The 24,454-nt window shown below is 67.0% G+C and carries 19 protein-coding genes; 10 read left to right on the forward strand and 9 right to left on the reverse strand.

What is annotated here, in order from left to right:
• Positions 1-4 precede the first annotated feature (4 nt).
• Entirely contained in the window at positions 5-1,198 is a 1,194-nt protein-coding gene (locus tag P1K30_RS13545) for an FAD-dependent monooxygenase (RefSeq protein WP_275633275.1), read from the reverse strand.
• Positions 1,195-1,845, reverse strand: coding sequence for a pyrimidine 5'-nucleotidase (locus P1K30_RS13550; RefSeq protein WP_275633276.1), 651 nt, complete (start codon positions 1,843-1,845; stop codon positions 1,195-1,197). The genes P1K30_RS13545 and P1K30_RS13550 overlap by 4 nt, the downstream gene beginning before the upstream one ends.
• A gap of 101 nt (positions 1,846-1,946) precedes the next feature.
• Here P1K30_RS13550 and P1K30_RS13555 point away from each other — a divergent pair, with 101 nt between their 5' ends.
• Entirely contained in the window at positions 1,947-2,588 is a 642-nt protein-coding gene (locus tag P1K30_RS13555) for a GntR family transcriptional regulator (protein ID WP_275633277.1), read from the forward strand.
• On the opposite strand, the gene P1K30_RS13560 is transcribed toward P1K30_RS13555, so the two are convergent.
• Positions 2,563-4,569 (reverse strand): glycosyltransferase, encoded by a 2,007-nt coding sequence (locus tag P1K30_RS13560; RefSeq protein WP_275633278.1) that lies wholly within the window; start codon positions 4,567-4,569, stop codon positions 2,563-2,565. The genes P1K30_RS13555 and P1K30_RS13560 overlap by 26 nt on opposite strands.
• A gap of 81 nt (positions 4,570-4,650) precedes the next feature.
• The gene (gene carA, locus P1K30_RS13565; RefSeq protein ID WP_275633279.1) at positions 4,651-5,808 is read right to left on the reverse strand and encodes a glutamine-hydrolyzing carbamoyl-phosphate synthase small subunit; all 1,158 of its coding nucleotides are present in this window, start codon (positions 5,806-5,808) and stop codon (positions 4,651-4,653) included.
• Positions 5,809-5,991: 183 nt separating this feature from the next.
• Between carA and P1K30_RS13570 the strand changes: the two genes are divergently transcribed.
• The 4 genes from P1K30_RS13570 to P1K30_RS13585 all read left to right on the forward strand — a co-directional run bounded on the left by P1K30_RS13570 (position 5,992) and on the right by P1K30_RS13585 (position 11,357).
• Positions 5,992-6,459, forward strand: a complete 468-nt coding sequence (locus P1K30_RS13570) for a GatB/YqeY domain-containing protein (protein WP_275633280.1) — start codon at positions 5,992-5,994, stop codon at positions 6,457-6,459.
• Between the two features lie 212 nt (positions 6,460-6,671).
• Positions 6,672-7,838 (forward strand): MFS transporter, encoded by a 1,167-nt coding sequence (locus tag P1K30_RS13575; protein WP_275633281.1) that lies wholly within the window; start codon positions 6,672-6,674, stop codon positions 7,836-7,838.
• A gap of 113 nt (positions 7,839-7,951) precedes the next feature.
• On the forward strand, positions 7,952-10,843 hold the full coding sequence (gene uvrA / locus P1K30_RS13580; RefSeq protein ID WP_275633282.1) for an excinuclease ABC subunit UvrA: 2,892 nt from the start codon (positions 7,952-7,954) through the stop codon (positions 10,841-10,843).
• Between the two features lie 151 nt (positions 10,844-10,994).
• Positions 10,995-11,357 (forward strand): hypothetical protein, encoded by a 363-nt coding sequence (locus P1K30_RS13585; RefSeq protein ID WP_275633283.1) that lies wholly within the window; start codon positions 10,995-10,997, stop codon positions 11,355-11,357.
• Between the two features lie 84 nt (positions 11,358-11,441).
• Here P1K30_RS13585 and P1K30_RS13590 read toward each other — a convergent pair whose 3' ends face one another.
• The 5 genes from P1K30_RS13590 to P1K30_RS13610 all read right to left on the reverse strand — a co-directional run bounded on the left by P1K30_RS13590 (position 11,442) and on the right by P1K30_RS13610 (position 18,177).
• The gene (locus tag P1K30_RS13590) at positions 11,442-11,735 is read right to left on the reverse strand and encodes a hypothetical protein (RefSeq protein ID WP_275633284.1); all 294 of its coding nucleotides are present in this window, start codon (positions 11,733-11,735) and stop codon (positions 11,442-11,444) included.
• 211 nt (positions 11,736-11,946) lie between these two features.
• Positions 11,947-12,240 (reverse strand): hypothetical protein, encoded by a 294-nt coding sequence (locus tag P1K30_RS13595; protein ID WP_275633285.1) that lies wholly within the window; start codon positions 12,238-12,240, stop codon positions 11,947-11,949.
• A 119-nt stretch (positions 12,241-12,359) separates the two neighbouring features.
• Positions 12,360-12,773 carry a hypothetical protein gene (locus P1K30_RS13600; protein WP_275633286.1) on the reverse strand — a complete coding sequence of 138 codons (414 nt, stop codon included), beginning with the start codon at positions 12,771-12,773 and terminating at the stop codon, positions 12,360-12,362.
• Between the two features lie 80 nt (positions 12,774-12,853).
• Positions 12,854-16,516 carry an efflux RND transporter permease subunit gene (locus P1K30_RS13605; RefSeq protein WP_275633306.1) on the reverse strand — a complete coding sequence of 1,221 codons (3,663 nt, stop codon included), beginning with the start codon at positions 16,514-16,516 and terminating at the stop codon, positions 12,854-12,856.
• A gap of 5 nt (positions 16,517-16,521) precedes the next feature.
• Positions 16,522-18,177 (reverse strand): efflux RND transporter periplasmic adaptor subunit, encoded by a 1,656-nt coding sequence (locus P1K30_RS13610; protein ID WP_275633287.1) that lies wholly within the window; start codon positions 18,175-18,177, stop codon positions 16,522-16,524.
• Between the two features lie 366 nt (positions 18,178-18,543).
• Between P1K30_RS13610 and P1K30_RS13615 the strand changes: the two genes are divergently transcribed.
• The 5 genes from P1K30_RS13615 to P1K30_RS13635 all read left to right on the forward strand — a co-directional run bounded on the left by P1K30_RS13615 (position 18,544) and on the right by P1K30_RS13635 (position 24,432).
• Complete coding sequence (locus P1K30_RS13615; protein ID WP_275633288.1) at positions 18,544-19,197, forward strand: hypothetical protein; 654 nt, start codon at positions 18,544-18,546, stop codon at positions 19,195-19,197.
• A 115-nt stretch (positions 19,198-19,312) separates the two neighbouring features.
• A complete protein-coding gene (locus P1K30_RS13620) occupies positions 19,313-20,629 on the forward strand; it encodes a PQQ-like beta-propeller repeat protein (protein WP_275633289.1) in 1,317 nt (438 codons plus the stop codon).
• 101 nt (positions 20,630-20,730) lie between these two features.
• Positions 20,731-22,206, forward strand: coding sequence for a ribosome biogenesis GTPase Der (gene der, locus P1K30_RS13625; protein ID WP_275633290.1), 1,476 nt, complete (start codon positions 20,731-20,733; stop codon positions 22,204-22,206).
• A 152-nt stretch (positions 22,207-22,358) separates the two neighbouring features.
• On the forward strand, positions 22,359-23,366 hold the full coding sequence (locus P1K30_RS13630; RefSeq protein ID WP_275633291.1) for a fatty acid desaturase: 1,008 nt from the start codon (positions 22,359-22,361) through the stop codon (positions 23,364-23,366).
• A 61-nt stretch (positions 23,367-23,427) separates the two neighbouring features.
• Positions 23,428-24,432 carry a fatty acid desaturase gene (locus P1K30_RS13635; protein WP_275633292.1) on the forward strand — a complete coding sequence of 335 codons (1,005 nt, stop codon included), beginning with the start codon at positions 23,428-23,430 and terminating at the stop codon, positions 24,430-24,432.
• Positions 24,433-24,454 lie beyond the last annotated feature (22 nt).

A 24,454-nucleotide genomic window follows, 5' to 3' on the forward strand; every position in this document is an offset into this window, starting at 1 on the left:
AAGCCTAGCGGCCGCCCAGCCCGGCCTGCATGATCCGGCCCCGCAGCGGCGTGTCGTGCACCAGACGCAGGCCGGCGCGGCGCAGGGCCTGGATCGGCGGTTGGCCCGAGCGGCAGACGCGGTTGTACAGGTCGATGACCTGTGCCCGGACCGCGATGTCGGCGTGGCGGCGGCGGGCGTAGGCGTCCAGCTGGCCGGGGGTTCCCAACGCATCGGGATCGTCCGCGGCAAGCCCGGCCAAAAGCGCGATGTCGTTCAGCGACGTGTTCAGACCCTGCGCGCCGATGGGCGGCAGGACGTGCGCGGACTCGGCCACCAGCGCCACGCGCTCGGCTGTCAGACAGTCGGCTGTGCGGGTGATCACCGGCCACTGACCCATCGGGCTTGCGCGCTCCATCGGGCCAAGGATGCCGCAGGCGCGGTCGGTCATCTCCTGCGCGAACTCCGCGTCGTCCAGCGCGGCAAGGTCGGCGGCGCGGCGGCCGTCGTTCATCCACACGATGGCAGAGGCGGGCACGCCGTCGATATCCTGCACCGGCACGGTCGTGAACGCGCCGCCCTGATTGTAGACCTCGGTCGAGATGCCGGCGTGCGGCACGGGATGCGTCGCGGTAAAGGCGAAGGCGCGTTGGCCATAGCGCCGCGTCGTGGCGGTGATGCCCGCCGCTTCGCGCAGGGGTGAGTCGCGGCCATCGGCGGCCACGGCAAGCCGGGCGGCGACGACTCGGCCGTCGGTCAGGGTCACGCGCGCCTCGCCCGTCCGGGTCAGCAGCCCGCGAAATCCGGTGCCCCACGCGATCTCGACCTCGGGCATTCGCGCAAGGGCGTCCATCATGTGATGGCGGGTCAGCGCGTTGGGCAGGTTCCACCCGAAGGTCTCGGCGCCAAGCTCGGCGGGTTCGAACAGGCGGGTCTCACGGATCTCGGGCGGCCAGCCTTCGGTGTCCACGATGCGCAGGGCGTCCAGCCGGACGGCGTGGGGCGCAAGGGTGTCCCACAGGCCGATGCGGTCGAGCAGGTCGCGCGACGGGCCAAGGAACGCCGTCGAGCGCAAGTCGCGCGTGGCGGCATCGGGGGCCGGGGGCGGGGCAGGATCGGCCAGCAGGACCGAGAACCCGGCCTGCCCGAAGGCAGCCGCGGCCGCAAGCCCGGCAAGGCCGCCGCCCGAGACGAACACATCGGCCCGGACCACGCTCATTTCAGTTGGCCCAGAAAACCCGACAGGTCGGCGGTGTGGTGATGGACGTGCTCTGGCGGGTCGGGCAGCGCCTTGGGCGCGACATGCACCGTCTTCATGCCAAGCGCGTGCGGCACCGCAAGGTTGCGCACGTCGTCCTCGAACATCGCGGCGGTCTTCGGATTCAGGTTCTCGGCGGCGAACACAAGGTCGAAGGCGGCGCGTTCGGGCTTGGGGCGCCAGTTCGCGTGTTCCACGCCGTAGACCGCGTCGAACACCTTCGACAGCCCGCGCTGTTCCAGCACCCGCGCCGCGTATTCGCCGTCGCCGTTGGTATAGACGATGCGACGTCCGGGCAGGGCGCCGATCGCCTCGGCCAGCACCGGATCGGGATCGAGATGGTCCAGCGTGATGTCGTGCACCTCGCGCAGGTAGGGCCACGGTTCGACCCCGTGGTGCAGCATCATACCTGCCAGCGTCGTGCCGTGGTCGCGCCAGTAGGCACCGCGCAGCCGGTTGGCCTCGGTCGCGTCCACGCCAAGCTCGCGCATGACGTAGGCGTTCATCTTCACCTCGATCTGATCGAAGAGGCGGGCGGCGGGGTCGTACAGGGTGTTGTCGAGGTCGAACACCCAGTGACGGACATGAGAGAACTGTTCGGCTACCATCGCGGGATATTTAGGTGCGGTAAGCGGGCGCGTCCACCGCGAAAGCTTGAACATTCCTGCGGGCAGGGCCTAACGTATCGAACCGACCCGGAAGGAATGACATGCCCGCCCCCAAGACCCCGCAAAAGGACGCCTATGCGCTGATCCTCGAAGCCATCGACGTTGGGCTGTACCGCCCCGGCGACCGGCTGGTCGAAAGCGAGCTTGCGGAACGGTTCGGTGTGTCGCGCACGCCGATCCGCGAGGCGCTGCAACGGTTGGAAACCCAGTCGCTGCTGACCCGCGACGGGCGGTCGCTTATCGTCGCGTCGCTGGATCATAACCAGCTGGCGGAACTGTACGTCGTGCGGACCGAACTGGAAGGTCTGGCCGCCCGCCTTGCCGCCAAGCATGCGACTCCGGAAGAGGTGCGGGTGCTGAACGAGATGGTGGCCGATGACCGCGCGCTGCTGAACGATCCCGCGGCGCTGAGCCAGGCGAACAAGCGGTTCCACAAGCAGATCCACCTTGCGTCGCACAACCGCTATCTGGTGCAGCAACTGGACCTCGTGCATCGCTCGATGGCGTTGCTTGCGACCACGTCGCTTGCGGTGGAGGGGCGCGGCGAAACCGCGCTCAGCGAACATCAGGCGATCGTGGATGCGATCGGGGCAGGGGACGGCGACGCGGCCTACGCCGCCCTGCGGGCCCATATCTCGAAGGCGTTCGAGACCCGGCTCAGGCGCGACGCCGACGGCGCATAAGGACGCTTCGGTCCTCGGCTTTCCTGCGTCCTCCGCCCGTCTCAGAAGCCCTTTCCACAGGGGCTGACACCGTCTTCGCGGCATCCGCCCCCGGTTCGGTTTCCGGGTATATGCCGTGTTCGGTCTTGTCCCAGTAAAACGGCCACGTCAGCAGCTCGAACAGGCCCTTGTACGCGGCCAGCGCGGCCAGCGGGAAATAGAAGTGCAGCGTCAGCACCCACGGCAGCAGGTGCCGGTGGTCGGGCCCGCGCACCGCGACAAGCCCCACCGCGATCGAAATCGCCTCTGACAGCAGGAACGCGACCAGAAGCCCGCCCATGATGATGGGTCCGAAGGCGGGGGCGAAGGGATGCTGCATCCCGAACGGCAGCAGCCAGAACAGCCACAGGAACGGCGCCAGCAAGAACTGCGAGATCGTCCCGAGGAACAGCATCTGGAAGCCAAGGAACCGGCGTGGCCCCAGCTGCGCCATCAGCTTCAGCGGCCGCCGCATGTGCACCGCCCATGTCATCATGTACCCTTTCAGCCAGCGCGACCGCTGCCGGATCCACGGCAGCGCCCGGCAGTTGGCTTCTTCCGAGGTGACGGACAGGATGAACTCGGTCCGGTAGCCGTGCCGCGCCAGCCGGACGCCAAGATCGGCGTCCTCCGTCACGTTGTGGGCGTCCCAGCCGCCGAGGTCTTCCAGCACCTGTCGGCGGAAGAACAACGAGGTCCCGCCCAGCGGCGCCACCAGTCCCAGCCCGGTCAGCCCCGGCAGCACCACGCGGAACCACGCGGCGTATTCCACCGCGAAGCATCGGGCCAGCCAGTTCGACCGGCTGTTGTAGAAATCCAGCGTGGCCTGCACGCAGGCAAGGTCCGGCCCGCGCCTGTGGAACCTTTCGACCACGCGGTTCAGTTGGTCGGGGTCGGGCGCGTCTTCCGCGTCGTAGACGCCGATGATGCTGCCGCGGCAGAAATCCAGCGCATAGTTCAGCGCGCGCGGCTTCGTCTTCACGCTGCCCTCGGGCACCGTCACGCAGCGCATATGCGGCGGCAGGTCCAGCCCAGCCAGCGTGTCGCGCGTGACCCGGTCGTCGGCCTCGACCACCAGCAGGATGTCCAGTAGCTCGCGCGGGTAATCCAGCCGGTCCAGTCGGGCGATCAGCCGCCCGGCGATGCGCCGTTCGCGGAACAGCGGCACCAGCAGCGAGATTCGGGGCTGTCGCGCGACGATGGGCAGGTCGTCGTCGCGGGATGCGGCGCGCAAGCGCACAAGGTGCCGTGCCAGCGCGGCCCCCTTCAGCAGGCTGTTGGCCAGCAGCGTCAGGATCGCCCAGAAGGTCAGGAACCGAAGCGCCGGCATCGGGTGGAAGAACACCAGCACGATGCACACGAATACCGCCGCCAGCGTCACCGGGTGCGCCCGCGCCGGCGAGAAGGCCAGCGTGCGGCAGCTTTCCACCGCCGGCACCCGCGTCTCCGCCCGCGTCACCAGCTCTGCCGGGCGCAGCCGCCAGATCGCGTCGTGGATCTCAAGCTCGCCGGTGATCGCCATCCGCACCGGGCCGAACAGCTGTTCCAGCCGGGGGCGGTGCCGTTCGAACTCTTCCGGGCGGGCGCTGGCGATCTCGACATCGGACGCCGTGCGGCGCCACGGCAAAAGGCCCAGCGACAGGCAGGTGTCGGCCCCCAGCATCGCAACCAGCACCGGGTCGGGCGGCTCTTCGGTCAGGTTGGCCAGCGCGGCGCCGAACTGTCCGGCGATCGCCGCGTGCAGCAGCGGACGGTCGATCGTGCCATCCGCCACAAGGATGTCGCCCAACCGGGCGTCGACCCGCGCCTGCCGCGCCAGCGCGTCCTCGCGCGCGGCGGGGCTAAGCGCGCCCGCGTCGATCAGGATCTGCCCCAGACGGGGGCGCTCGGTTTCTGGTAACGGCGTCCGCGGCGACAGGTCTCTGCCGCCCCGGACAGACCGAAGGCCGGATGGATTCTCCACGGCGAAGCCTCGTTCTGACTTCGCCGGAAGATCCGGGCGTTACGTTAAATTTGACTTAACCCGTATCGGTTTGCGGGCAGATCAGCGCCCTTCGATGGCCGCAACGAACCGTTCGAACAAGTAATAGCTGTCCTGGGGGCCCGGGCTCGCCTCGGGGTGGTACTGGACCGAGAACACCGGCCGGTCGCGATGGCGGATGCCGCAGTTCGACCCGTCGAACAGCGAGACATGGCTTTCGATCACGTCCGCGGGCAGCGTCTGGCTGTCCACGGTGAAGCCGTGGTTCATCGAGGTGATCTCGACCTTGCCGGTCTCCAGATCCTTCACGGGATGGTTCGCGCCGTGGTGGCCGTGGTTCATCTTTACCGTGCTGGCGCCAAGGGCGCGGGCCAGCATCTGGTGGCCAAGACAGATGCCGAACACGGGCATGTCGGACTTTTCCAGCACGTCGCGGATCATCGGCACGGCGTATTCGCCGGTCGCCGCCGGGTCGCCGGGGCCGTTCGACAGGAACAGACCGGCCGGCTCGTGAGCCATGACCTCTTCCGCCGTGGCGGTCGCGGGCAGAACGGTCACGTCGCAGCCTGCCGAAGCAAGGCAGCGCAGGATGTTGCGCTTCGCGCCATAGTCGATGGCGATGACCTTGTGGCCCGGGGTGCTGCGGGTCGGGAAGCCGTCGGGCCATGCCCACCGCATCTGGTCCCAGCGGTACGACTGGGCGCAGGTCACGTCCTTGGCAAGGTCCAGCCCCACCAGCCCGCGGAAGTCCCGCGCGGCGGCGACCAGAGCCTCCAGGTCGAACTCGCCGTCCGGGCTGTGCGCCAGCGCGACATGCGGCGCGCCCTGCTGGCGGATCGCGCGGGTCAGCCGCCGGGTGTCGATGCCGCCGATGGCGATGCGGCCGCGCTTGGCCAGCCAGTCGCCCAGCCGCTCGGTCGCGCGCCAGTTCGACGGCTCGGTCGGGTCCCACTTGACCACCATGCCCTCGGCCACCGGGTCCTGCGTTTCGTCGTCCTCGGGGTTCACCCCGACGTTGCCGATATGCGGGAAGGTGAAGGTGACGATCTGACCGGCATAGGACGGATCGGTCATGATCTCCTGATAGCCCGTCATGGCGGTGTTGAAGCACAGCTCTGCCGTGGTCTGGCCTGCGGCACCGAAGCCGCGCCCGTAGAACAGCGTGCCATCTGCGAGCGCAAGGCACGCGGTTGCATTGTCCGGTCCGCGCGAGAGGGGCATGTGCGACTCCTTGTTCGTGATCGCGCGGAACCTAAGGCCAGCGGTGGCGGGAATCAACCCATGATGGGATTCGCGTAATCTAGCAAAATCAATGACTTGCAATAAATGCCGCCAGTTGCGCGCCGCAGCGCGGCACTGTATGTTACGGTTTTGCGAAACCTCAAGGGGAGAGGACCCGCACCTATGGATATGCGCACCAGGATCGGCTCTGCGCTGAAGGATGCGATGAAGAGCAAGGATGCCGCGCGCCTGTCGACGCTGCGCCTGATCAACGCCGCGATCAAGGACAAGGATATCGCTCTTCGGGGCGAGGGCGAGGACAACTCGGCCGGCGTGGGCGACGCCGACGTGCTGGGCATCCTCGGCAAGATGGTCAAACAGCGCCAGGAAAGCGCGCGCGCCTACGAGGAAGGCGGACGCCTCGACCTCGCGGAACGCGAGCGGGACGAGATCATCGTGATTGAGGATTTCCTGCCCCGGCAGCTGACCGAAGACGAAGTCTCGGCCGCCGTCGACAAGGCGATCGTCCGGACCGACGCCAACTCGATCCGCGACATGGGCAAGGTGATGGGCGAACTGAAGTCGCAGTACACCGGCCGCATGGACTTCGGTCAGGTGGGCCCGATGGTGAAGGCGCGGCTGGCCTCCTGATCCCCGGCCGAACCGGCCCGACAAAACAGACCTCCGCCCGGCCCGGCGCCGCGGCGGAGGTTTTCGTTCTGCGGGGCCCTTCTTCTTTTTCCAAATACCTCGGGGGAGTCGCGCACAGCGCGACGGGGGCAGCGCCCCCTTCCTGCGCGCGACTCTGGCGCCTGCCGACCGAACCTGATTAACCGGGTCCGAACGGGCCGGGGGGCGACGGGATGGAGACGGACAGGACCGACTGGCGGCTGGTGCTGCTGATCTGGGCGGCCGGGCTGGGCGCCGCGGGGCAATACGGCAAGCTGAGCGTCGTTTTCGACCGGCTGCCCGAAGCCTATCCGCAGGCGGGCACCTCGCTGGGCTTCGCGGTGTCGCTGGTGGGGTTCCTCGGCATCCTGCTGGGCGTCGTCGCGGGCGTGCTGGTGGCGCGGATCGGCTATCGCCGCGCGCTGCTGACCGCGCTGTGCGCCGGCGCCCTGATGTCGGCCTTTCAGGCGACGTTTCCGCCCCTTTGGCTGTTCCTGTCCAGCCGCGTGATCGAGGGCGCGGCGCATCTTGCCATCGTCGTCGCCGCGCCCACGATGATCGCCGAGGTCACGCGCGACCGCGACAGGCCGCTGGCGCTGACGCTCTGGAGCACCTTCTTCGCCGTCGCCTTCGCGATTCTCGCATGGGCCGGTATCCCGGCGGCGGCGCGGTTCGGGCTGGGGGCGCTGATCGGGGCGCACGCGGTCTACATGGCGGTGATGGCTGCGGTCCTGTGGCCGATCCTGCCCCGCGTACGGAAGGGCGTCGCGACGCCGTTGCAGCGTGGCGAGCTTCTGGCCGCCCACGCCCGGATCTACCGCAGCCCCTTCATAGGCGCGGCGGCGTGGGGCTGGCTGTTCTACACCGCCTGTTTCGTCGCGGTGCTGACCGTGCTCGCACCCTTCCTTCCATCGGCGAACCGCGCGCTGGTGCTGGGCCTGATGCCGCTTGCCTCGCTGGCCACCTCGATGACGTTGGGCGTCTGGCTGCTGCGGCGGACGACGGCGGTATCGGTCTCGGTCGCGGGCTTCGCCGCCTGCGCGGTGGTGGCGGCGGGGCTTTGGGCGATGCCGGGCAGCCCGGTGCTGTTCCTTGCGCTGGGGGCGACGCTGGGGCTGGTGCAGGGCTCGGGGTTCAGCGTTGTGCCACAGCTGAACCAGACGCTGGACGACCGCGCGCTGGCCAACGGCGGCATGGCGCAGGCCGGCAACCTTGGCAACACGGTCGGTACGCCGCTGATGGTCGGCGTGATCGCGGTCGCGGGCTATGGCGGTCTGATGATCATGCTCTGCCTCTTGTTTCTGGCCGGAGCGGGCGTACATCTGGCGTTGCAGCGCCGACGCGACGGGCATATCGCCTGACGGCTGCTGCCAATCCGGCAAGGAACCTGTGGATGTTCGTGCTATGTTCCAATTTTCGATTGGAGACTCGCGCGCCGTGGGTTAACTGTTAAGCGGCGTATAAGAGGTGTCCGATGGCGGATCTGAAGAAGATCGAAGTGCGCGGCGCGCGCGAGCACAATCTCAAAGGCATCGACGTGGACATTCCGCGCGACGAGTTGGTGGTGATCACCGGCCTGTCGGGCTCGGGCAAGTCGTCGCTGGCCTTCGATACGATCTATGCCGAGGGGCAGCGCCGCTATGTGGAATCGCTGTCGGCCTACGCGCGGCAGTTCCTCGACATGATGGAAAAGCCCGACGTCGATCATATCAGCGGCCTGTCCCCCGCGATCTCGATCGAGCAAAAGACGACGTCGAAGAACCCGCGCTCGACCGTCGGCACGGTGACCGAGATCTACGACTACCTGCGCTTGCTGTTCGCCCGCGCCGGGACGCCCTATTCGCCCGCCACCGGCCAGCCGATCGAGGCGCAGCAGGTGCAGGACATGGTCGACCGGGTCATGGACATGGAAGAGGGCACGCGGGGCTACCTGCTGGCGCCGATCATTCGGGACCGGAAGGGCGAGTACAAGAAAGAGTTCGTCGAGCTTCGCAAGCAGGGCTTCCAGCGGGTGAAGGTGAACGGCGAATTCTACGAACTCGACGAACCGCCGACGCTGGACAAGAAGTTCCGCCATGACATCGACGTGGTGGTCGACCGCATCGTCGTGCGCGAAGGGCTGGAAACGCGGCTTGCCGACAGCTTCCGCACCGCGCTGGACCTTGCCGACGGCATCGCGATCCTTGAAACCGCCCCGAAAGAGGGCGAGCCAGAGCGGATCACCTTCTCCGAGAATTTTGCCTGTCCCGTCAGCGGCTTCACCATCCCCGAGATCGAGCCGCGCCTGTTCTCGTTCAACGCGCCTTTCGGCGCGTGCCCGTCCTGCGACGGCCTTGGGGTGGAACTGTTCTTCGACGAACGCCTTGTCGTGCCGGACCAGAACCTGACGATCTACAACGGTGCGCTGGCGCCGTGGCGGAAGGGCAAGTCGCCCTATTTCCTGCAGACGATCGAGGCGATCGCGAAGCATTACGATTTCGACAAGAACACCAAGTGGAAGGATCTGCCCGAAGCGGTCCAGAAGGTGTTCCTGTACGGGTCCGGCAAGGAAGAGATCCAGTTCCGCTATGACGAGGGTGGCCGCGTCTATCAGGTGTCGCGCCCGTTCGAAGGGGTGATCCCCAACATGGAACGCCGCTACCGCGAAACCGATTCAAGCTGGGTGCGTGAAGAGTTCGAGCGGTATCAGAACAACCGCCCCTGCGGCGCCTGCGGCGGCTATCGCCTGCGGGACGAGGCGCTGGCGGTCAAGATCGGCCGCAAGGACAGCGACACCGCGCCCCTGATGCACGTGGGGCAGGTCGTCGAGATGTCGATCAAGGAGGCCTTCGCATGGTGCGACACGGTCCCCGACAGCCTGACCAAGCAGAAGAACGAGATCGCCCGCGCCATCCTGAAGGAAATCCGCGAACGGCTGGGCTTCCTGAACAACGTCGGGCTGGAATACCTGACGATGTCGCGCAACTCGGGCACCCTGTCGGGCGGCGAAAGCCAGCGGATCCGGCTTGCCAGCCAGATCGGCAGCGGGCTGACCGGCGTGTTGTACGTGCTGGACGAGCCGTCCATCGGTCTGCACCAGCGCGACAACGACCGTCTGCTGGGCACGCTGAAGAACCTGCGCGATCAGGGCAACACGGTGATCGTCGTGGAACACGACGAGGAAGCGATCCGCGAAGCCGACTATGTGCTGGACATCGGCCCCGGTGCCGGGGTCCATGGCGGCAACGTCGTCGCCTCAGGCACGCCCGCAGAGATCGCGGCGAACCCGGAGTCGATCACCGGGCAGTATCTGACCGGCGTGCGCGAGATCGCGGTGCCCGCGACCCGTCGCAAGGGCAACAAGAAGGCGGTGACGGTGGTCAAGGCCACCGGCAACAACCTCAAGGACGTGACGGCCAAATTCCCGCTGGGAAAGTTCGTCTGCGTGTCCGGCGTGTCGGGCGGCGGCAAGTCGACCCTGACCATCGAGACGCTGTTCAAGACCGCATCGATGCGGCTGAACGGCGCCCGCCAGACGCCCGCGCCCTGCGAAACCATCAAGGGGCTGGAACACCTCGACAAGGTCATCGACATCGACCAGCGCCCGATCGGCCGCACCCCGCGGTCCAACCCCGCGACCTACACCGGCGCCTTCACCCCGATCCGCGACTGGTTCGCCGGTCTGCCAGAGGCAAAGGCGCGCGGCTACAAGGCCGGGCGGTTCAGCTTCAACGTCAAAGGCGGCCGCTGCGAGGCGTGCCAGGGCGACGGCGTCATCAAGATCGAGATGCACTTCCTGCCCGACGTCTACGTGACCTGCGAAACCTGCAACGGCCAGCGGTACAACCGTGAGACGCTGGAGGTGAAGTTCAAGGGCAAGTCCATCGCCGACGTGCTCGACATGACCGTCGAAGAAGCGCGCGAGTTCTTCAAGGCGGTACCGTCGATCCGCGACAAGATGGACGCGCTGCACCGGGTGGGGCTGGACTATATCAAGGTCGGTCAGCAGGCGACGACCCTTTCGGGCGGCGAGGCGCAGCGCGTGAAACTGTCCAAGGAACTGTCCAAGCGGTCGACGGGGCGCACGCTGTACATCCTCGACGAACCGACAACGGGTCTGCACTTCGAGGACGTGAACAAGCTGCTGGAAGTGCTGCACGAACTGGTCGAGCAGGGCAATTCGGTCGTGGTGATCGAGCACAACCTCGACGTCATCAAGACGGCGGACTGGATCATCGACATCGGCCCCGAGGGTGGTGACGGCGGCGGCACCATCGTGGCCGAGGGCACCCCCGAACAGGTGTCCGAGGTCGCGGCCAGCCATACCGGGCATTACCTGAAGCCGATGCTGGCACCGAAGAAGAAAGGCAAGGTCGCGGCCGAATAGGCGTCGCGGCCGGTTGCTGGTGGTGACGGGGGGGGCTCTGCCCCCCGGCCTGCGGCCTCCCCCCGGGATATTTCCAGACTGAAGAAGACGCGGGTCTCAAAGATGCCCGAATGCGGTGATTGCCTTGCGGCGTTCGATGTCGGAGGACCCGATGCGCTTCGTGATCATTGCCATGCTGCTTGTGGCGACGCCTTCGGGCGCGGGGCAGCCCTATAGCCAAAGCCTTGCGCAATGCGCGGCGCTGATGGACCTGTCGAACCGGCGCGCGCCGGACCGTCGGTCGGGCGGGAAGGGCATGCGGATGACCGCGGCGCGGGACGCTTATTATGCCGCCGCAGTGGCGCAGGCCGCGCGCGAGGGGCATGGCGACGGGCTGAAGCGGGTCGCGGCGCTATACGCCGACGCCGCCGCCGACTGGGACGGGCGCGGGATGCTCTTCGTTTTTTCGGAAGAAGCGCAGGACTGGTTCCGGTATTGCGGCAAGCTTGCCGCGCACCTTGGGTTTCAGCCGTAGACAAGACGACCGCCGACGACACGGGGCCGCCGGCGGTCGCGTTTTCTATCGAGCGAGCGGCTGCCGATCGAGCAGCGCCCGGGTTCAGGACGCGCCGCCGGCGTCGCGCTCGTTCTCGTTGTCCATCCAGATGTCGTCGCCGAGGTTCATCTGCTGATCGGCACCGGTGGCCGGCACGCAGGACGGATCGTTGGCGGCAAGGCCCGGCTCGCAGCCCGCGTCGCGGGTGATGACCGGCTGGCTGAGGTCCGAGGTCGCGTTGCTGAAACCGTGGTTGTTGTCTTCACCGCGGTTCGAGGTGCCGGTGCCTTGCGCGATGGCGGCAGCGGGCAGGGCGGCGACGAGAGCGGCGGACAGGATCATTTTCGTGCGGGTCATAAGTATCTCCTTCATTTGGAGGGACAACGCCGCACCCCGGGCACATGGTTCCGGTGTAAGTGCAGGAAATCACTCACGAAACCTCACGAAACTGTGGGGTCTCCAAAAACGTCTGTATCCTGTCCGCGACGCAAAAACGCCCCCGCGGAGGAACCGCGAGGGCGTTTTCGTAAAAGCGAACAGGCTACCCCTGTCAGGGCAGCGTCCCGGTTCAGGACGCGCCGCCTGCGTCGCGCTCGTTCTCGTTTTCCATCCACGGGTTGCCGCCGAAGTTCATCTGTTGGTCGGCGCCGGTGGCCGGCACGCAGGACGGGTCGTTGGCGGCAAGGCCCGGCTCGCAGCCGGCGTCACGGGTGATGACCGGCTGGCTGAGGTCCGACGTCGCGTTGCTGAAGCCGTGGTTGTTGTCTTCGCCACGGTCCGAGGTGCCGGTGCCTTGCGCCATAGCGGTGGCGGGCAGGGCGGCGACGAGGGCGGCGGACAGGATCATCTTCGTGCGGGTCATAAGTATCTCCTTCATTTGGCGGGACAACGCCGCACCCCGTGCGCATTGTTCCACCGCCAAACGCATGATCCTGCTCGCGAAACCTCACGATCCCGTGGGGTTTTCCCGACGACGCGGCGTCAGTTCATCAGGTCGGCAAGGGCACCGACGAAGTTGATGACCTTCCGGGTTTCGCTGTCGACCCGGTAGAAGTTGTCGCCCACGCGATAGTAGTCATTGTAGGGGTCCAGCCCGTACGCGCCGGGGTCGCGGACCACGACATAGCCGTCCGGGATATAGTCGCCGCGGCTGTAGATGATGCGGTCGTGGTCCCGGTACACATCGCGTTCCGGCTGGACGTTGCGGGCCTGCCCCGGCGGGACGCAAGGCGGGTTCTTCTTGGCCAGCCCGGGCGGGCAATGCCCTGCGACGGGGGCGGCGTTGCGGGCGTTTCCTTTGCCATTCCCGTTGCCGTTGCCTTGGGCGACGGCCATCGGAACTGCGACGACAAGGGCGCCGATCGCGAGAGTGAGGCGCTGCATCGGACGTTTCATGATGTTCTCCTTTTTCGTGCTCATGTAACGCACGAACGGGAGGAGGGTTTCCGTCGTTTTCAGTCCCGGTGGAGTTCCGCCTATTCGGCGGCGCGCATCCGCTGGCCAAGGTTGGGGCCGTCCGGTTCGCCCTGCGACGGCGCGGTCGTGGCGGGTGCGTCATCGACGTCCCACAGGATCTCGGGCAGGCGGGTGCGGCGCGCGGCGCGGCGCAGCGCCCAGTCGCGCGCGGCGGCGGACCCGCGCGGCATCGACAGGCGCGCCAGCAGCGCGGCGATCCCGTGGGCATAGCGCCCGGCCCACGCCCGCACCGCCAGCAGCGACGGGGTCAGCACCAGCGTCAGCACCGTCGCGATGCCCAGCCCGAACACCACCGCCGTCGCAAGCTGCTTCCACCACAGCGAGGTCGGCGAGTTGATGGAATAGCCGCCTCCGATGAAGTCCAGCGACAGGCCCAGCATCATCGGCGTCAGGCCCGCCATCGTGGTCAGCGTCGTCAGGATCACCGGCCGCAGGCGCTGTTCCGCAGTGCGGATGATCGCCTCGATCGCGGGCATGTAGCGCGAGTATTCCTGGAAGGTGTCGATCAGGACGATGTTGTTGTTCACCACGATCCCGGCCAGCGCGACGATGCCCGTGCCGGTCATGATGATCGAGAACGGCTGCTGCATCACCAGCATCCCGATCAGCACGCCGGTGGTCGACAGCACCACCGCCAGCAGCACCAGAACCGAGTTGTAGAACGAGTTGAACTGCGCCAGCAGGATGATGAACATCAAAAACAGCGCGCCGCCGAAGGCCGATTGCAGGAAGGCCATGCTTTCTGCCTGATCTTCTTGGTCGCCGGTCCATTCCCACGTCACGCCGGACGGAAGGTCCGCCGCGTCGCTGTCCAGCCACGCCGTCAGGGTCTCGATCCGTTCGTTCGCGCTGATCGGAACTTCCCGTTCGGTGCCATCGGGGCCGGGGCCCGAGGTGGTCAGCCCCGGGGCGACCCCGGCCTTCACGTCATAATACCGCTTCTGGTCGACGCGGTCGATCTGGGCCAGCTTTTCGACCGGGCGGCGGGTGACGAAGTTCGACAGCGGGATCAGCCCGTCGGCGGTGCGGACCTTCAAGGTGTCCAGCGTCGACAGCAGGCGGTCCTGTTCGGGGAAGCGGACACGGATCTCGATCTCTTCGTCGGAGGACGGCACGCGCATGGTGTCCAGCAGCAGGCCGCGCGTCACCAGCTGCACCATGCCGCCCACGGTGGCGACGTCCGCGCCGTAACGACCGGCGGCCTCGACATCCACGTCGATCTGCCAGTCGATGCCGGGCAGGGGCAGTGTGTCTTCGATGTCGATCAGCCCCTCGGTCTCTTCGAACCGGGTCCGCACGATTTCGGCGGCGGTCTGCAGGTCCTCAAGGCTTTCGCCCTTTAGCCGCAGGTGCACCGGCTTGGCCGAGGCCGGACCCATCGACAGGTTCAGGATCTCTGTGCGGATGCCGGGCAGACCGGCCAGCCGACGCTCGATCTCGGCAAGGATGAAGTCGCCGTCATAGGCGTCGGCCACCTCTTCGACGTCGATCAGGCCGAACATCACCGAATCCTCAATGGTGCGCGGGCGATCCTCCCACCGCACCAGTTCCAACTGGATCTGGCCGATGGCGTCGCGCGGGGCCTGACTGCCGCCGGTGTTGGTGTTCAGACCGCCGTCGCCCGCGAACGAGAACACGCTGTCCACGCCGGGAACGGAGATCACGATGTCCTCGACCTGTTTGACCAGCGCGTCCTTCTCGGACAGCGAAAGGTTGCCGCGCGCCTTCACGTAAACGATGGCCTGCTCGGGTTCGGATTCCGCGAAGAACTCGGTGCCAAGGTTGTTCTGGCCATAGAACGAGAACACGCTGACCACGAAGGCCACCACCACGCCGATGGTCACCAGCGGCATGATCGGGTTGCCGACGATGCCCTTGATCAGCCAGCCGAAGGCGGAGTGGCGGGTGCGCGTCGAGATGCGGCGCGGCGCGCGTTCGATGCGGACGGACTGCATCGCGATGCCGGTCCAGATGGCGCCGAACAGGAACACCGCCGTCCCCAGCAGCACCCCGGCAAGGCCGGGCACCGCGGTGTCGCGGCCGCCGAACAGGTAGGCCGGGTTCAACACTTGCATCGCGCCGACGAAGACAAGGTAGGCGGCGACGGCAGCGATCGCGGCGCGCGCGATCCACCACGGCACGGCGCGGCGCAGCCAGCCCGAGGTGCGGTCGAACACCCGGCTGATGCGACCGGCGACGCCGCCCATCACCGGCAGGAAGATCAGCGCGACCACCAGCGAGGCGGCCAGCACGAAGATCAGGGTGACGGGCAGCATCCCCATGAACTCGCCCGCGACACCGGGCCAGAACAGCATGGGCAGGAAGGCGCACAGCGTCGTCGCCGTCGAGGCGATGATCGGCCAGAACATCCGCGTCGCCGCCTCGACATAGGCGTGCATCGGGCCGGATCCTTCGTCGATGCGCCGGTCCGCGTATTCGACGACCACGATGGCGCCGTCCACCAGCATCCCCACCGCAAGGATCAGGCCGAACATGACGATGTTGGACACGGTGATGCCCATGATCCCCAGCAACACGAAGCACAGCAGGAACGAGGTCGGGATCGCGAAGCCCACCAGCAGGGCCGAGCGGATGCCAAGCGCCGACAGCACCACGATCATCACCAGCGCAATCGCGGTCAGCACAGAACCTTCCAGCTGGCTGACCATCGACTTCACGGTAAAGCTTTGATCGTTCGAGGTGCCCACGGTGATCGCCGCCTGCAATTCCTCGGGCCAGTCCTGTTGCGCGTCGGCGACCTCGGCACGGACCAGATCGGCGGTGTCGATCAGGTTGTAGCCCTTCTTCTTCACCACCTGCAGCGCGACGGTCGCGGTGCCGTTGAATCGCGCGGTGCCTTCGCGGTCCTCATAGGTCAGGCGGATCTCGGCAAGATCGCCCAGCGTGACGGACCGGTCGCCGTCGCCGACGATCTTGATGGCGTACACGTCCTGCTGGCTTTGCAGCGTGGCGGGGATCTTGACCGCGAACGAGCCTTGATCGGTCTGCACCTCGCCCGCCGCGATCAGCAGGTTGTTCTGCGTCACCGCGCTGACCAGTTCGGCGGCGGTGACGTTGTAGGCTTCCATCCGCAGCGGGTCGATCATGACCTCAAGCATCTCGTCCCGGTCGCCGGCAAGTGCGGCTTCCAGCACGGGGTCCAGCCCCTCGATCCGATCCTGAAGGTCGCGGGCAACCCGCAGCAGCGTGCGCTCGGGCACCGGGCCGGTAAGGTTCACGATGACGATCGGGAAGGCGGAAAAGTTGATCTCGTTGATCGAATACTGCTCGGCCCCGTCGGGGAACGACGCCTCGGCGGTGCTCATGGCATCGCGGACGTCGGCCAGCGTCTTGGTCTTGTCCCAGCCGAACTCGAACTCCAGCGCGACCCCGGCATAGCCTTCGGACGCGGTCGAGGACATCCTGTCCAGCCCGTCGATGTCGACCAGTTCGGTTTCCATCGGCTTGATCAGCAGCTTCTCGGAATCCTCGGCCGAAATGCCGGGGAAGGGGACCGAGATGAAGATCGCCGGGATCTCGATGTCCGGCTCGCCTTCCTTCGGAAGGGTGGCATAGGCGATGGCGCCCGCGACGACAGACATCACGATGAACGCGATGACCATCCGCGCCCGCGACGCGGCGGTGCCGACAATGCCGGTCATGCCGCTCATTGCGAGGCCTCGCGGAAGGTGGGCTTCACGCGGACGCCGGCGATGACGAATTCCTGTCCGACCACGATGATGTCGGCTGTGTCCGCCAGCCCGGACACGTACAGCCCGTCACGGCTGTCACGCAGGATCTCGACGGGGCGGAAGCCGACGATGTTGTCCTCTTCCAGCACCCGCAGGCCCATCGTGCCTTCGTCGTCCAGCGTCAGCGCGCTTTGCGGCACAAGGTGCGCGGTCTGCGGCGCGGCGCGGATGGCGATTTCCACCGTCTGCCCGTCGCGGATCGTCAGGTTCTCGTTCTCGACCATGATCTCGACGCGGAAGGTGCGGGTGGCGGTGTCGGCCGAGCGCGACAGGAACGTCACCTCGCCCGTGACCTCGCGCCCGCCGGACGCCAGCCGCGCCCCGGCCATTGCGCCAAGCTCGACCTTGTCGACCTGCGCTTCGGGAACGAAGGCGACCAGCTTGATCGGGCTCAGCTGGATTACGGTGCCGCACAGGCTTCCGGGCTGCAGCAGGCTGCCCAGTTCGGCGGTGTCGGTTTCCAGCAGCCCCGCGAACGGGGCCGAGATGGTCAGGTTGTCGATTTCCTTGCGCGCGGCGGCCACGGCGGCCTCGGCGCTTTCGATGCCCGCGTTGGCGCTTTCGATGCTGGACTTCGCGGTCTCGACCGCGGCGCGCGCCCCTTCAAGCCCCGACTGGGCCGAGATCACCCCGGCGCTGGCGGCCTCTACGCCCGACATCGCGGACTGCACGGCGGCCTTGGCACTTTCGACCTGACCCTTGGCGGCGGACACGGCAGCCTTGGCGCCCTCGACGGCGGACAGGGCGTTCTGGACGGTGGCCTTGGCGCCTTCCTGCTGCGACAGGGCAAGCTGCAATCCGGCCTTCGCCGCCTCGGACGCGGCGCGGGCCGAGGCCAGCCGCACCTCAGAGGCAAAGCCGTTGTCCGACAGACGCTCGGCGGCGTTCAGGTTGATGCGGGCCTCTTCGACGCGGGCGCGGGCCTCGGCGACACCGGCTTCGGCGGCGGGGATACCGGCGCGGGCCTGCGCCAGCCCGGCCTCGGCGGCGGGGACGTTGGCTTCGGCCTCCAGCAGCCGGGCCTCGGCGGTCGGCACCGAGGCGCGCGCCTCTGCCAGCCGCGCTTCGGCCTCGGGGACGCGGGTGCGGGCCTCGACGATGGCGGCTTCGGCGGCGGGCAGGGCGGCCTCGGCCTCTGCCAGACGGGCGCGGGCGGCGGGCAGGGCGGCGCGGGCTTCGGCCAGCCGCGCCTCGGCCTCGGACAGGCTGACCTCGCGCGTGCCGGGGTCGATCTCGCACAGCAGGTCGCCAGCCTCGACGAAGGCGCCTTTGCGCAGCGGTTCCGAAATCACGCGGCCGCTGGTCTCGGCGCGGGCTTCGACGCTGCGCATCGCCTCGGTCCGGCCACGCAGAAGCACGACCTGATCAATTTGTTGCGCGGTCGAGGCAAGCACGACCACCGGCACGGCGGGGGTGTCGTCCTCGGTTGCAGCGGTGTCGTCGGAGCTGCCCACCGTTTCGGAATCGGGGGCGCCCCCGGCGGCGAAGGCAAGCAGTGCCTCGCGTTCGAAAATCACGAGGTACAGGCTGAAAATCACGCAACCCGCGACGATCAGGGAGGAAATCCGCATTGAGCCGTCCGCATTCAAATTCTTTCAGGGGTTCAGTCGCATCCGCGCGTGCACCCTGACGCCATCAAAAAGGGCAAGGGGCCGGTCAGGTGGCAGCTAAACCGTTCGGTTCAAATTAGACTCTTCTGCACTGCGGCGCAAGCGGCGGGCCGGGCCCTTCAAGGCGTTGCCGACAAGGCCGACGGGCGACCCGCGGCGGGCCGGATCGGCGGCTTTTCGGCGCCTGCGGCGGGGTTGGTGGCCGGGGTGAAAGAAAGCGGCCTTTGCACTGCCTGCCACGGCGTGTAAAAGCGGGCCGAACCGGCACGCTGCCGGAACCACGGGCCCGCACGCGTGCGGGGGGAAGAGCACAGGCGGAGAAGCGCGTTGAGCGACAGCGACAATTTCATCGACGAAGTTTCCGATGCGGTCCGCCGCGAAAAGCTGTTCGGCTACATCCGCCGCTATGGCTGGATCGCCATCGTGCTGGTGCTGCTGCTTGTGGGCGGCGCCGCCTATAACGAATGGTCGAAGGCCAGCAGCCGTGCCGCCGCTCAGGCGCAGGGCGACGCCATCCTGACGGCGCTGGACGCGCCGGACGCCGATGCACGCCTGTCGGCGCTGGAAGGGGTCGACGCCACCGGCGGGGCGCAAGCCATCGTCGAGATGCTGGCCGCCGCCGAGGCGATGGCCGCCGAAGATCCCGCCGCCGCCGCCGACGCGCTGCGCGCGATCGAGGCGGATTCCGGCCTGTCCAACGTCTATCGCCAGATGGCGACGCTGAAGCGTGTTCTGCTGACCGCCTCGGACACCGCGCCCGAAGATCGCATCGCGGACCTTCAACCGCTGCTTGCGGCGGGGGCGCCGTTCCGGGTGCTGGCCGAAGAGCAGGTCGCACTGGCCGAGCTTGAAGCGGGCGACCGCGATGCGGCGCTGAACCGCCTGCGGGCGCTGACACAGGACACCGAGGCGTCCTCGGCCTTGCGTCAGCGGGCCACGCAGTTGATTATGGCTCTTGGTGGCGCGCCCGAGGCGGCGTGAGCGGCCGGGCATGAGGGACATGCCGGATCGCGCCGGGACGACGGGCGCGGGACCGGATGAATTCGAACGGGCGGACAGACAGCCCGGACTGGCGAGGGAGACTCGAGCCGTGCAGATGTCGAAACCGATCCTGCTGTCGATGGCGATGGCTGGCCTGCTGGCGGCCTGTGGCAGCCAAGAAACGATCCTGCCCGGCGAACGGCTGGACATCCGCACCGGCCTGACCGTGGGCGAAGAGCCGCTTGAGACCGAGGCGCCCGTTGCGCGCGCCTTCTCGCTGCCGCAGCCCGTGAACCTTGCCGCGTGGACCCACCGCGCCGCCAACCCCGCACACAACGTCAGCCACGTCGCGCTGTCGTCACAGCCGACGCGGATCTGGTCCGCCAACATCGGCAGCGGCAACAGCCGCAAGCTGCGCATCACCGCGCAGCCCATCGTTGCCGGTGGCTATGTCTTCACGCTGGACAGCACCGGCGTGCTGACCGCGACCGGCGTCAACGGCGAAACCGCGTGGAGCCGCAGCCTTGAACCCGCCGGTCATCGCGGCGGCGCGATCTCGGGCGGGGGCATCGCCTTCGACGGCGGGCGCCTGTTCGTTACGACCGGCTACGGCTCGGTCTTCGCGATCGACCCGTCCACCGGCGCGGAAATCTGGTCGCAGGACCTAGACGCGCCGGCCACGGCCAGCCCAACGGTGGCCGACGGACTAGTCTATGTCATCTCGCGCGACAACGTGGCTTGGGCGATCGACACCCAGACCGGCCGCGTGCGTTGGCAACTGTCCGGCACGCCGTCGGCGTCCGGCATGGTCGGCGGGGCAGGGGCCGCCGTGACCGATCAGCTTGCGATCTTCCCCTTTGCCAGCGGTGAACTCGTCGCCGCGCTGCGCCAAGGCGGGGTGCGTCTTTGGGGCGCGACCGTTGCCGGGCGCCGCAAGGGCTTTGCCTATGCCAACGTGACCGACATCGTCGCTGATCCGGTGATCGTGGACGGCACCCTGTACACCGGCAACCAGTCGGGCCGCGCCGTCGCGATGAACGCGGCGTCCGGCGAACGCCTGTGGACCGCCGAAACCGGGGCGTACGGCCCGGTCTGGGTCGCTGGCGGCTCGGTCTTCCTTGTTTCGGATCAGGCGGAACTGGTGCGGCTGGACGCGGCCACGGGGCAAGAGATCTGGACCCGCGAACTGCCTTACTTCAAAGGGCGCCGCGCGACCAAGCGCAAGACCGTCTACGCCTATTACGGTCCGGTGCTGGCTGGCGGCAACCTGTGGGTCGCCTCGGACGACGGCACGCTGACCGCCTACGACCCGGCCACCGGCGCAACGCGGCAGGTGCTGGATCTGCCGGGCGGTGCGGCGTCGAACATCTCGGTCGCGGGCGGCACGCTGTACGTGGTCAGCGAGAACGGACAGCTTCACGCTTTCCGTTGAGCCGATTAGGCTGTATGGGGGCGGCTTGCGGGTCGCGGGGCCGGGTCTTGTAGACCGTCCTGCCGGGCAAAGCCCGCGGAAGCGGATGCAAGGATAGGGCCATGTTCACCCTCGCCATCGTCGGCCGACCGAACGTCGGAAAGTCGACGCTTTTCAATCGCCTCGTCGGCAAGCGGCTTGCGCTGGTCGACGACCAGCCGGGTGTCACGCGCGACCTGCGCGAGGGCGACGCGCGGCTGGGCGACCTGAAGTTCACCGTGATCGACACCGCCGGTCTTGAGAACGAGACCGACGATTCCCTTCCCGCGCGGATGCGCCGCCTGACCGAACGCGCGGTCGAGATGGCCGACATCTGCCTGTTCCTTGTCGACGCCCGCGCCGGCATCCTGCCGGACGACCGCGTGTTCGCCGACATCCTGCGCCGCAAGAACGCCCATGTGATCCTTGCCGCCAACAAGGCCGAGGGCAACGCCGCCGACGCCGGGGTCTACGAGGCGTACGAGCTGGGCCTTGGCGAACCCGTCCGCCTGTCCGCCGAACACGGCGAGGGCATGGCCGACCTGCTGCAAGTGCTGATGCCGATCGCCGACGAATTCACTGCCCGGACCGAGGCCGCCGAAGCCGAGGCGCCCGAGATCGACGTCGAGGTCGATGACGCCGACGGAACCGAGGAACTGCCCGCGTACCGCGCGCCCTCGAACGCCAAGCCGATGCAGGTTGCCGTGGTGGGGCGCCCGAACGCGGGCAAGTCGACGCTGATCAACAAGATCCTCGGCGAGGATCGCCTGCTGACCGGCCCCGAGGCGGGCATCACCCGCGACGCCATTTCGCTCAAGATCGACTGGGGCGGCACCCCCGTCCGCATCTTCGACACCGCCGGGATGCGCAAGAAGGCCAAGGTGCAGGAAAAGGTCGAAAAGCTGTCGGTCGCCGACGGCCTGCGCGCGGTCAAGTTCGCCGAGGTCGTCGTGGTGCTGCTGGACGCCGCCATCCCGTTCGAACAGCAGGACCTGCGCATCGCCGACCTTGCCGAGCGCGAAGGCCGGGCGGTGGTGGTCGCCGTCAACAAGTGGGACGCCGAGGACAACAAGGGCGAGAAGCTGAAAGAGCTGAAAGAGGCGTTCGAGCGCCTTCTGCCCCAGCTGCGCGGCGCGCCGCTGATCACCGTCTCGGCACTGACCGGCAAGGGGCTGGACCGGCTGCACGCCGCGGTGCTGAAGGCGCACGAGGTCTGGAACCGCCGGGTGTCGACCGCGCGGTTGAACCGCTGGCTGGAAGGCATGGTCTCGGCTCACCCGCCCCCCGCACCGGGCGGCCGCCGCATTCGCCTGCGCTATATGACGCAAGCCAAGACCCGGCCGCCGGGCTTCGTCGTGATGTGCTCGCACCCCGACAAGCTGCCGGAAAGCTATTCGCGCTATCTGGTGAACGGGCTGAGGGATGACTTCGACATGCCGGGCACGCCGATCCGCCTGTACATGCGCAGTCAGGCCGACCAGAACCCCTATAAGGACCGCAAGAAATCGACGCCGTCGCGCCTGCGCAAGCACCTGGGAAAGAAGATCCCGGGCAAATAACGCGCGTTCGGTAGGTTATTCCGGACCTTTAACAAAGATCAGTCGTCTGCAATTCTTCCCCGGACCCGTGCTTCGGTGCAAATCTTGCACGAAGCACGGATCAGGTGCTTTCAAGCATTTTCTGATGGGGGCCGGGTTTTCCGGCGACGACGATGACGACATTAAGACAGCGAACCCGCGCCTACACGACGCGCGACAACCGGCGTGCGGCCCTGAACATCGCGGCGACGATGACCGTCTACATCGGCGGTTTGCTGTCGGCGATCCACATCGTGCGGGCCGGCTACTGGCTGGCCGCCGTACCGGTGATGTTCGCAACCGGCGTGTCCGCGGTGCGGCTGTACATGCTGCAGCACGACTGCGGGCACGGGTCCTTCTTCACCCGGCGGAAGGCAAACGACATCGCCGGCACGCTGCTGTCGCCCTTCACTCTGACGCCGTATAAGGCGATCCGCTACAATCACAATCTGCACCACGCGCACATCGGCAACCTCGACCGCCGCGACAGCACCGAAATCTACGTGATGACGGTCGAGGAATACCTTGCCGCACCGTGGTGGCGGAAGCTTGGGTACAGGTTCTATCGCAGCTTCGTGCTGCTGTTCCTGATCGGCCCAACGCTTTTGTATGTCCTGCGCTATCGCTGGCCGCGCAACACGATGAAATCGGGGCTTGGAAACCTGCTGCTGCACAACGCTCTGCTGGCATTGCTGCTGGGTGCGCTTTGGGCCGGGTACGGCTCTTCCGGCCTGCTGGTCTGGCTGGGGGCAGTTGTGTTGGGCGTGTCTTCGGGGGTGCTGATCCCATACGTGCAGCATAATTTCGAGGACGTGTTCTGGAGCCGCCCCGATGACCTGAGCTTCGATCAGGCTGCGGTCGAGGGGTCTGCGGTGCTGGACTTTGGGGCGTTCTTCGATCTGTGCACTGCGAATATTGCATATCACGACCTGCACCACCTGAATTCCAACATCCCGTGCTACAACCTGAAGCGGTGTTACCGCGATCTGGAAGGGACGTTCCGGTCCCGCAAGATCGGCTTCCGCGAGGCATTGGGCTGTCTGCGCTGGAAACTGTGGGATGAAGACACGGGCCGAATGGCGCCGTTTCCGCGCCGCGGCGCCATGCCATCTGGACAAGTCGAAGCGAATTCTACTATCTGACTCTTGTGGGGGCCATCGCCTGTCCGGGCGAAAGCTGAGACCGTCTCGAATGGGGGTGGGCATGAGCGACGCAGCGACACCGGAACTTCGGAAACACCTTTTAAAATATACCAAAAAGAACGATTGGCTGGCCGCCGCCAGCTATTTCGGCACCTTCGCCGTGTTCTTCCCGTCGCTGTGGCTGGCGCTGACGCTGTTCGACCGCAGCCTGTGGCTGTCCTTGCCTTTCATCGTGATCACCGCCTTTGCCGGGGTGCGGTTGTACGTGCTGATGCACGACTGCGGGCACAACTCGCTGTTCTCGACGAAGCGGGCGAACGACATCGCGGGCTATGTTCTGTCGCCCTTCGCGATGACGCCGTACCGCGCGATGCAGTACAACCACAACATGCACCACGCCTACCTTGGGAACCTCGACCACCGCGAGACGACCGAGATCTACACGATGACCCTTCGCGAGTGGAACGAGGCGGGCTTCGGCAAGCGGCTGTATTACCGTCTGTACCGGAATCCCTTCGTGCTGATCCCGGCGGGGGCGATCTGGACCTATTTCGTTGCCTACCGCTGGCCGGCGAACACCACGAAGATCGGCGTCGTCAACGTGCTGGTCCATAACCTGCTGTTCGCGCTGTGGCTTTTCACGATCTGGGCGCTGTTCGGCTGGCAGGGCTTTTGGGTGTTTCTCGGGATCTCGGTGTTGGCCGGGATGATCGGGGTGTTCCTTGTCTACCTGCAGCACAATTTCGAGGACACCTATTGGGACCGCAAGCCCGAGCTCGACTTTCGCCGCGCGACGCTGCAGGGCTCGTCCTGCCTGAACCTCGGGCATTGGTGGGACATCGGAACGGGCAACATCGCCTATCACGACATCCACCATTTCATGCCCTCGATCCCGTCCTATCGCCTGCGGCAGTGCCACTTCGACCTGCCGCCGGACCTGGAGATGCCGCGCATCGAATGGCCGCAGGCGATCCGGTCGTTCAAGCTGAAGCTGTGGGACGAAGAGCAAGAGCGGCTGGTGCCGTTCCCGAAGCAGCGCGCCGCGGCGGCTTTGCCTGCGGAGTAAAGGGGGGCGGGCAGGGGTCGGG

Source organism: Psychromarinibacter halotolerans, from assembly GCF_029168315.1.
GTDB classification, from domain to species: Bacteria; Pseudomonadota; Alphaproteobacteria; order Rhodobacterales; family Rhodobacteraceae; genus Psychromarinibacter; species Psychromarinibacter halotolerans.

Bases quoted from the DNA above. Each gene is read 5' to 3' on its own strand.
- P1K30_RS13570 (WP_275633280.1), top strand. From the start codon at position 5,992: ATGGATATGCGCACCAGGATCGGCTCTGCGCTGAAGGATGCGATGAAG.
- P1K30_RS13550 (WP_275633276.1), bottom strand. From the start codon at position 1,845: ATGGTAGCCGAACAGTTCTCTCATGTCCGTCACTGGGTGTTCGACCTC.
- P1K30_RS13595 (WP_275633285.1), bottom strand. From the start codon at position 12,240: ATGACCCGCACGAAGATGATCCTGTCCGCCGCCCTCGTCGCCGCCCTG.
- P1K30_RS13600 (WP_275633286.1), bottom strand. From the start codon at position 12,773: ATGAAACGTCCGATGCAGCGCCTCACTCTCGCGATCGGCGCCCTTGTC.
- uvrA (WP_275633282.1), top strand. From the start codon at position 7,952: ATGGCGGATCTGAAGAAGATCGAAGTGCGCGGCGCGCGCGAGCACAAT.
- P1K30_RS13585 (WP_275633283.1), top strand. From the start codon at position 10,995: ATGCGCTTCGTGATCATTGCCATGCTGCTTGTGGCGACGCCTTCGGGC.
- P1K30_RS13610 (WP_275633287.1), bottom strand. From the start codon at position 18,177: ATGCGGATTTCCTCCCTGATCGTCGCGGGTTGCGTGATTTTCAGCCTG.
- P1K30_RS13635 (WP_275633292.1), top strand. From the start codon at position 23,428: ATGAGCGACGCAGCGACACCGGAACTTCGGAAACACCTTTTAAAATAT.
- P1K30_RS13575 (WP_275633281.1), top strand. From the start codon at position 6,672: ATGGAGACGGACAGGACCGACTGGCGGCTGGTGCTGCTGATCTGGGCG.
- P1K30_RS13545 (WP_275633275.1), bottom strand. From the start codon at position 1,198: ATGAGCGTGGTCCGGGCCGATGTGTTCGTCTCGGGCGGCGGCCTTGCC.
- P1K30_RS13620 (WP_275633289.1), top strand. From the start codon at position 19,313: ATGTCGAAACCGATCCTGCTGTCGATGGCGATGGCTGGCCTGCTGGCG.
- der (WP_275633290.1), top strand. From the start codon at position 20,731: ATGTTCACCCTCGCCATCGTCGGCCGACCGAACGTCGGAAAGTCGACG.
- carA (WP_275633279.1), bottom strand. From the start codon at position 5,808: ATGCCCCTCTCGCGCGGACCGGACAATGCAACCGCGTGCCTTGCGCTC.
- P1K30_RS13555 (WP_275633277.1), top strand. From the start codon at position 1,947: ATGCCCGCCCCCAAGACCCCGCAAAAGGACGCCTATGCGCTGATCCTC.
- P1K30_RS13630 (WP_275633291.1), top strand. From the start codon at position 22,359: ATGACGACATTAAGACAGCGAACCCGCGCCTACACGACGCGCGACAAC.
- P1K30_RS13605 (WP_275633306.1), bottom strand. From the start codon at position 16,516: ATGACCGGCATTGTCGGCACCGCCGCGTCGCGGGCGCGGATGGTCATC.
- P1K30_RS13590 (WP_275633284.1), bottom strand. From the start codon at position 11,735: ATGACCCGCACGAAAATGATCCTGTCCGCCGCTCTCGTCGCCGCCCTG.